6 protein-coding genes and 1 pseudogene are annotated in these 7252 nt (G+C 64.3%); 3 read left to right on the forward strand and 4 right to left on the reverse strand.

The window, feature by feature from the left end:
• Positions 1-275: 275 nt before the first annotated feature.
• A complete protein-coding gene (locus tag MOV75_RS21220) occupies positions 276-749 on the reverse strand; it encodes a hypothetical protein (protein WP_247006529.1) in 474 nt (157 codons plus the stop codon).
• Between the two features lie 234 nt (positions 750-983).
• Between MOV75_RS21220 and MOV75_RS21225 the strand changes: the two genes are divergently transcribed.
• Genes MOV75_RS21225 through MOV75_RS21235 form a run of 3 tightly spaced genes read left to right on the forward strand, consistent with a single transcriptional unit; the run spans position 984 to position 5455 of the window.
• Positions 984-2072 (forward strand): efflux RND transporter periplasmic adaptor subunit, encoded by a 1089-nt coding sequence (locus tag MOV75_RS21225; RefSeq protein WP_247006530.1) that lies wholly within the window; start codon positions 984-986, stop codon positions 2070-2072.
• Complete coding sequence (locus tag MOV75_RS21230; protein WP_247006531.1) at positions 2073-5147, forward strand: efflux RND transporter permease subunit; 3075 nt, start codon at positions 2073-2075, stop codon at positions 5145-5147. It abuts the gene before it with no gap.
• The gene (locus tag MOV75_RS21235) at positions 5144-5455 is read left to right on the forward strand and encodes a DUF3240 family protein (RefSeq protein WP_247006532.1); all 312 of its coding nucleotides are present in this window, start codon (positions 5144-5146) and stop codon (positions 5453-5455) included. The genes MOV75_RS21230 and MOV75_RS21235 overlap by 4 nt, the downstream gene beginning before the upstream one ends.
• A gap of 6 nt (positions 5456-5461) precedes the next feature.
• On the opposite strand, the gene MOV75_RS21240 is transcribed toward MOV75_RS21235, so the two are convergent.
• From MOV75_RS21240 to MOV75_RS21250, 3 genes and pseudogenes are all read right to left on the reverse strand, one after another.
• Positions 5462-6322: a TerC family protein gene (locus MOV75_RS21240; protein ID WP_246929453.1), complete on the reverse strand. Its 861-nt coding sequence runs from the start codon at positions 6320-6322 to the stop codon at positions 5462-5464.
• Positions 6323-6367: 45 nt separating this feature from the next.
• Complete coding sequence (gene ndk / locus MOV75_RS21245; RefSeq protein ID WP_140979454.1) at positions 6368-6790, reverse strand: nucleoside-diphosphate kinase; 423 nt, start codon at positions 6788-6790, stop codon at positions 6368-6370.
• Positions 6791-6983: 193 nt separating this feature from the next.
• A pseudogene (locus MOV75_RS21250) lies at positions 6984-7252 on the reverse strand (hypothetical protein); the annotation flags it as partial.

Genomic DNA, 7252 nt, shown 5'->3' on the forward strand with positions numbered 1-7252 from the left:
CAGCCAGGGCCGCAAGCTGATGCTGGTGTTCGAGCACCGCCTCGGTGATCTCGTCGCCGACCGCGTCGGCAGCCGCTTCCGCGCGCTCGCCCGGCTGATCAACCGCGCCGGCTCGATCGTGCGGCGCTGAAGCATGATTCAAAAAAGTGCGCAACGGTTGTTCGAAAAGATCATGCTTAAGCAACAACCTTAAGCGCGATGACGATTCATCCCAATCGCATCGCGCTTTAGAGCGCGACGAGACAGATGCAAACGACAGGCATCTGCACCGGCATCTACTTCGCGACGAATCGGCTACCGTTCCAACGAAGCGTCCGACTGTTTCCCTTGCCGTCGAGGAGCTCGACGAAGGCCTGATTGTTGACGGACGAAAGTCGGATGTCATAGGCGCGCACGGCAAGCACGCGACGGTATCGGCCGGCCGTCGCGGCATACACTTCGTGCAGACATCCCGCGGAATTGCAATGAACGGCTCTGCTGCGGCAATGAAAATCGTCGAAGTGAAGGGCCACGAACTCCGTGCCCGGTACGGTCAGATAGAGCGCAAAATGTTGGGCAGCCGCGATGGAGCCTCCACACGCGGCGTTCCATTTCTGCACGTCTGCGCGAATTTCGGCCGGAAGCATGTCGATGTGCGCCGGACTCCACGGATCCTGCGCCGTTCCGCTATGGGAAAGCGCTGGCTGCACAAAAGCGAGCGAGGCAATGACACCGCTGAGCAGCGTGCAGGTAACTTTGCTCAATTTCACGACTTTGCTCCTGCATATTTCGGAACAGTGTTGGCTTCTGCGTTCGCGCGAATGAGCCAAAACCACAGTTATCTCCGGCGCGACCAAAAATATGCTCCACAGACGAGGCGCGCTTGATGCACATCAACCCATCGGCGTCCCGCCAGCGTAAACGAAATATCGAATGCGGCGCTTCGGACGACTTACGCCATGCAACTGCACCATGGGATTTTCCTTCTGAGCCCCGCTCGGAGCATGACGGCCCGGGTTCTGCTTGCGCTGGCATTGAGCTCTTGGCCTTCAGCGCCGGACGCACAGAATGAACTGAAGCTGACAGATGCGCAGGCGCGCAATCTCGGCGTCCGCGTAACCCATCCGGTCGCGAGCCGAACCGATCTGACGCTGCCCTATCCCGTCCAGATCGTGATCCCCACGCAACAATTGCGGGTCGTCAGCGCACCGGTGGCCGGCATGGTCGCCAATCTCCTGGTCGGGCGCGGTGACCGAGCCTCGGCCGGCCAGCCGCTGGTCACCCTGGAGAGTCCGAGCTTCGTCTCCCAACAGCGCGACTATTTGCACGCGATCGCACAGGAGCTTCTCGCGAGCCAGCAGCTGAAGCGCAACGTCGATCTGTTCGAGGGCAAGGCCGTGCCGCAACGCGTGCTGGAGGCCAGCCAGGCCGAAGCGCGCCAGGCCGCGCTCGTGGTCGCCGAACGGCGTCAGATGCTGCATCTGAGCGGGATGTCCGACGATGCAATCTCCCGGCTGGCCCAGGAAGCGGCGATCAGCGCGACGCTCACGGTCAACGCGCCGCAAACCGCATCCGTGGTCGAGATCGCGGTGTCGCCAGGGCAGCGGCTCGAACAATCCGCGCCGCTCGTCAAGCTGGCGCGGCTCTCACCGCTATGGGCCGAAATCGCGGTTCCTGCCGCCAATATTCGATCGATCCGCACCGGTGCGAAAGTCGAGATCGAGGGCTATTCCACCCCAGGCAAGGTCGTGCTGGTCTCCGAGACCATCGATCCTGCCACCCAGACCATCCTGGTTCGCGCCGAAGTCCCTAACGACGGCGAGCTGCATCCCGGCCAGACCACCGCCGCGCGCATCGGCTTTATCTCCGCCGGCGAAAGCGCCTGGGAAATCCCTTACAGCGGGCTGATACGGCGCGGCGAGCAAACGTCGGTGTTCGTCGCTTTCGACGGCGGCTTCCGGCTGGTCCCGGTCAAGCTGCTTGCGGAAGATCAGGACCATGTCGTCGTGGCGGGTGCGGTCACGGACCGGGATGAGATTGCGATCGGCGGCATCTCGGCGCTTCGCGGCATTCTCTCCGGACTGGGGCAATAGATGCTCCGGCGCCTGGTTGCGTTCGCGTTGTCGCAGCGACTGTTCGTCCTGCTAAGCGCGCTGCTGGTGATCGGCGCCGGCGCCGTCCTCCTGCCCGGCCTGCCGATCGACGCCTTTCCCGACGTCTCGCCGGTTCAGGTGAAGGTCATCATGAAGGCGGCAGGCCTCACCCCCGAAGAGGTCGAGCAGCGGATCACGGTCCCGGTCGAGCTCGAACTGCTCGGATTGCCGAACAAGAAGGTCCTTCGTTCGACCACGAAATATGCGCTGGCCGACATCACCGTCGATTTCGAGGACGGCACCGATATCTACTGGGCGCGCAACCAGGTATCGGAGCGACTATCGAATATCTCGCGTGATTTCCCGGACGGGGTGAGCGGAGGTCTTGCGCCGATCACAAGCCCCCTCGGCGAGATGTTCATGTTCACGATCGACAGCGCCGAGCTTTCGCTCGCCGAGCGCCGGACGTTGCTCGATTGGGTGATCCGCCCCGCGCTGCGGACGGTCCCTGGCGTTGCGGACGTCAATGCGCTCGGCGGTTATGTCCGCGCCTTCGAGATCGTGCCGCGCAACGATGCGCTTGCCGCGCGCGGCATTTCCTACGACCTGTTTCGGCGGGCCATCGAAGCCAACAGCCGCAACGACGGCGCCGGGCGGGTGAACCAGGGCGAGGACAGCGCCCTGGTCCGGATCGAAGGCAGCATCCGTTCGATCGAGGACATCAAGGCCATCGTCGTCGACACACGCGAGGGGGTGCCGATCCTGGTCAACGACGTCGCCAGCGTCAAAGTCGGGACCCTGACCCGCTATGGCGCCGTCACGGCGGACGGCCGCGGCGAAACCGTCGAGGGGCTGGTCCTCGGCTTGCGCGGCGCCAATGCGGGTCAGCTCATCCGCGACGTGCGGGCTCGGCTAGCCGAGCTGCAACCCTCGCTGCCGAAGAGCGTTTCGATCAACGTATTCTATGACCGCAGCCGTCTGGTCAACCGCGCCGTCGGCACCGTGGTGCGGGCACTCGGCGAAGCCACCGCCCTCGTCATCGTTCTTCTGCTGCTCTTCCTCGGCAATTGGCGGGCCTCGCTGGTGATCGCTCTCAGCCTGCCGCTCGCCATCGTCATCGCATTGATCGTCATGCGCTTGGTGGGAATGTCGGCCAACCTGATGAGCCTCGGCGGACTTGCGATCGCAATCGGCATGCTGATCGACGCGCTGGTCGTCGTGGTCGAGAACATCGTCGGCAATCTCGGCAAGCACGAACCGGGCAAGGCCACCCCGCTGATCCACCTGGTTTACCGTTCGGTTTGCGAAGTTTTGGAGCCGGTCGCCTCGGGCGTGCTCATCATCATTATCGTGTTCGTCCCCCTGCTGACGTTGCAGGGGTTGGAGGGCAAGCTGTTCATCCCGGTCGCGCTCGCCATCATTTTCGCGCTTGCCGGTTCGCTGCTGCTGGCGCTCACTGTGATCCCGGTTGCGACGTCCTTCGTGCTCAAGTCCGCGTCGCATCGCGATCCCCTGCTGGTGCGTGCGGCCCAACGGGTCTACGCACCCGCGTTGAACTGGGCCCTGAACAACGAGCGCAAGGTGATGGCTGCGGCGCTGATCGGCCTTGTCGCTGCGGGCCTCGCCTACACAAAGCTCGGCAAGACCTTCATGCCGACGATGGACGAAGGTGACGTCATCGTCAGCGTGGAGACGCTGCCGTCCGTCAACCTCGACGAGTCGCTTGCCATGAATGCAAGGCTCCAGACCGCGCTTCTGGCCGTACCTGACATTGCCGGCATCGTCGCTCGGACCGGGTCCGACGAGCTTGGCCTCGATCCCATGGGCCCCAACCAGACCGACACGTTCCTCGTGCTCAAGCCGGCGGCCGATCGGGCGACCGACAATCGCGAGGCCCTGCTGCAGAAGCTTCGCGAGGTACTGGCCGGCTTTCCCGGCATCGCGCTCAGCTTCACCCAGCCGATCGACATGCGCGTGCAGGAGATGATCAGCGGCGTGCGCGGCGACGTCGCCGTCAAGATCTTCGGCCCCGACATCGCCCGGCTGAACGAAACCGCGGCGAAGTTGTCGGCGATCCTGTCCAGCATCGACGGCGCCGAGGACGTCTACACCACGCTGAACGAAGGCGCTCAATATTACACCGTTGCGGTCAATCGCATGGAGGCCGGCCGCCTCGGCTTGACCGTGGATTCGATCGTCAACTCGCTCCGTACCCAGATCGAGGGCCGAACGATCGGGACAGCCCTCGAGGAGGGACGCCGCACGCCGATTCTGGTCCGGGGCAGCGAGACGACGCGGGAAGCGCCGACGCTGCTGGCGAGCCTGCCGCTGACGCTCGGTTCCGGACAGCACGTGGCACTGTCGCAGGTCGCCCGCATCCAGCGCGTGGACGGACCGGTGAAGATCGACCGCGAGGACGGCGCTCGCATGAGCGTGGTTCGTGCCAACATCCGCGGCCGTGACATGGTCGGCTTCGTCGAAGCCGCGCGCCAGAAGGTGGCGACCGAACTCCCGCTTCCGAACGGCTACCGGCTGACCTGGGGTGGACAGTTCGAGAACCAGCAACGCGCCGCCGCGCGCCTGTCCGTCGTGGTCCCCGTCGCGATCGGCCTGATCTTCGTATTGCTGTTCACCACGTTCGGTGCCATCCGCCAGGCCTTGCTGGTGCTCGTCAACATTCCCTTTGCCCTGATCGGCGGCGTCTTCGCCCTGGTCGTGACGGGCGAGTATCTGTCGGTGCCCGCCTCGGTCGGATTCATCGCGCTGCTGGGCATCGCTGTCCTCAACGGCGTCGTCCTGGTTTCCTACTTCAATCAACTCCGCGCTCACGGCCTTCGCGAGGATCGTATCGTCGTCGACGGCGCGATGCGCAGGCTGCGGCCGGTGCTGATGACCGCGAGCATCACGGCGCTTGGCTTGATCCCGCTGCTGTTCGCCTCCGGCCCCGGGTCCGAAGTGCAGCGACCGCTCGCCATCGTCGTGATCGGAGGACTCCTGTCCTCCACCCTGCTCACCCTGATTCTCCTGCCGATCCTGTATCGCCGCTATGGCGGGACCTCGAAGGTGGCGAAATGATTGACCAGCCCGTCTGTCTCACGCTGATCGTGCCGCATCAGCTCCGCGACGAGGTGTTCGACCATCTCGCCGAACAGAGCGATCTGGTTTCGGGATTCACGGCCTCTCAGGGAGCCGGTCACGGCGCCGAAGTTCGATTGCATACGGCCGCCGAACGCGTGAAGGGCCATGCCGACCAGACCCTCGTGCAAGTGGTGCTGGCAGGAAAAGACGCCGGCCGCCTGCTCGACCGCCTGCGGGTTTCGTTCACTGGAACCAAGCTGGTCTACTGGACGACACGGGTGACGGAACTCGGAACGATCGACTGAGGAGGCCTACTCCGCCGACGCCCTGGCGTGCCGCTCGGACGATTCCAGTGCGGCGGCGCTCAGGCTGCGCCGGCGCCAGATGGTGCCGACGACCAGCACGACGACAACGCCGAGGATCGCGCAGAGATATTCGCCGCCGGCGCCGCCATGGCCGAATTGCGGCGGGATGCGCAAGGCCCCGAGCATCGTGTCGAGCGAGGCACCGAACGGGCCCTCGAACAGCGTGTGCAGCCTCGGCGCGACGCCTGGGTCGGTCGCGATCACCTCGCCCGCGATCCAGCCGAGCAGCGCAGCACCAGCCCAGACCAGGACCGGCAGCTTTTCGAGCAGCGCCATGATCAGCGCCGCACCGGCGACGATCAGCGGCACGCTGATGGCAAGGCCGAGGATCAAGAGCGGCACGCTGCCATTGGCCGCGGCGGCAACCGCGATGACGTTGTCGAGACTCATGACGATGTCGGCGACCACGACGATCTGGATGGCCTGCCACAGATGCGAGGCGGACTCGACGTCGTCCTCGTCCTCGTTTTCCGGCACCAGGAGCTTGGCCGCGATCACGATCAGCGCGAGACCGCCGACGAGCTTGAGATACGGCAGCTCCATCAAGGTCGCGACGATGCCGGTGAAGATGATCCGCAGCATCACCGCTGCGCCGGCACCGAAGATCATGCCCCACAGCCGGTGCCGCGGCGAGAGGCCGCGGCAGGCGAGCGCAATCACCAGCGCGTTGTCGCCGGAGAGCAGGATGTTGATCCAGATGATCTTGCCGACCGCGATCCAGAAGGTCGGTTCGGCCATCTCGTTGCGAAACTGGGTGAAGAACGCCCCGATCGTAGCGGGATCGAAGATCTGCCAGAGCCAGTTCACAATACGTCCTTTCGCCCGTGTCGGCTTAAACTACCGGCTGATGGATCAGCCGACGATCTCGTTGCCCGAGAAGAACTGCGCGATCTCGATCGCGGCGGTCTCCGGCGCATCGGAGCCGTGCGCGGAATTCTCACCGATCGACTTGGCGTAGAGCTTGCGGATGGTGCCGTCGGCGGCCTTGGACGGATCGGTCGCTCCCATCGCATCGCGGTACTTGGCGATGGCGTTCTCGCCTTCCAGCACCTGGACCACCACCGGGCCCGAGGTCATGAACTCGACCAGCTCGCCGAAGAACGGCCGCGCCTTGTGAACGGCATAGAAGGTCTCGGCCTGTTCCTTGGTCATGCGGATGCGCTTCTGCGCGACGATGCGCAGGCCGGCCTTTTCGATCACGGCGTTGACGGCGCCAGTCAGGTTACGCGCGGTCGCGTCGGGCTTGATGATCGAGAAAGTGCGTTCGATGGCCATAATCTTGTCCTTGGGAAGAAAGCGGTGGTTGTCGAGTTGCGGGGCTTATATCGGCGCCTTTGCGATCCGGCAAGCGACCGCCGGGATGACGTCACAGGCGCTTCGCCGCAGGACCGGGACCGGCGATTGCAGCATGGATTACGACAATTTCACCCAGATGAACCCAATCTGAAGCCCCCATTCAGGCTTTGGTTCAGTCCGCCGGCTTAAGCTCCTTCCATCGAAACCAAAGCCTGGCCATCAGGCGGACCGTTTCGGCGGCCTTTCCATCGACGCGGATTGCCCCCGCGCCGGCAGTTCTCAGGAGATCACCATGTTGAGGAAACTTTCGCTTGCCGCTGTCGCTGCGGTTGCGCAGGGTGCCGACGTCGTGGCCGTTGAGCTCCTGCACGGCAAAGCCGAAGCTGCGCCATTTGTCCGCGAGCGGCTCCAGCGGCAGGACGTAGTCGGTCGGCCCGTAGC

Origin of the sequence: Bradyrhizobium sp. PRIMUS42 (genome assembly GCF_023006515.1) — a bacterium.
In the GTDB taxonomy this organism is placed as follows: domain Bacteria; phylum Pseudomonadota; class Alphaproteobacteria; order Rhizobiales; family Xanthobacteraceae; genus Bradyrhizobium.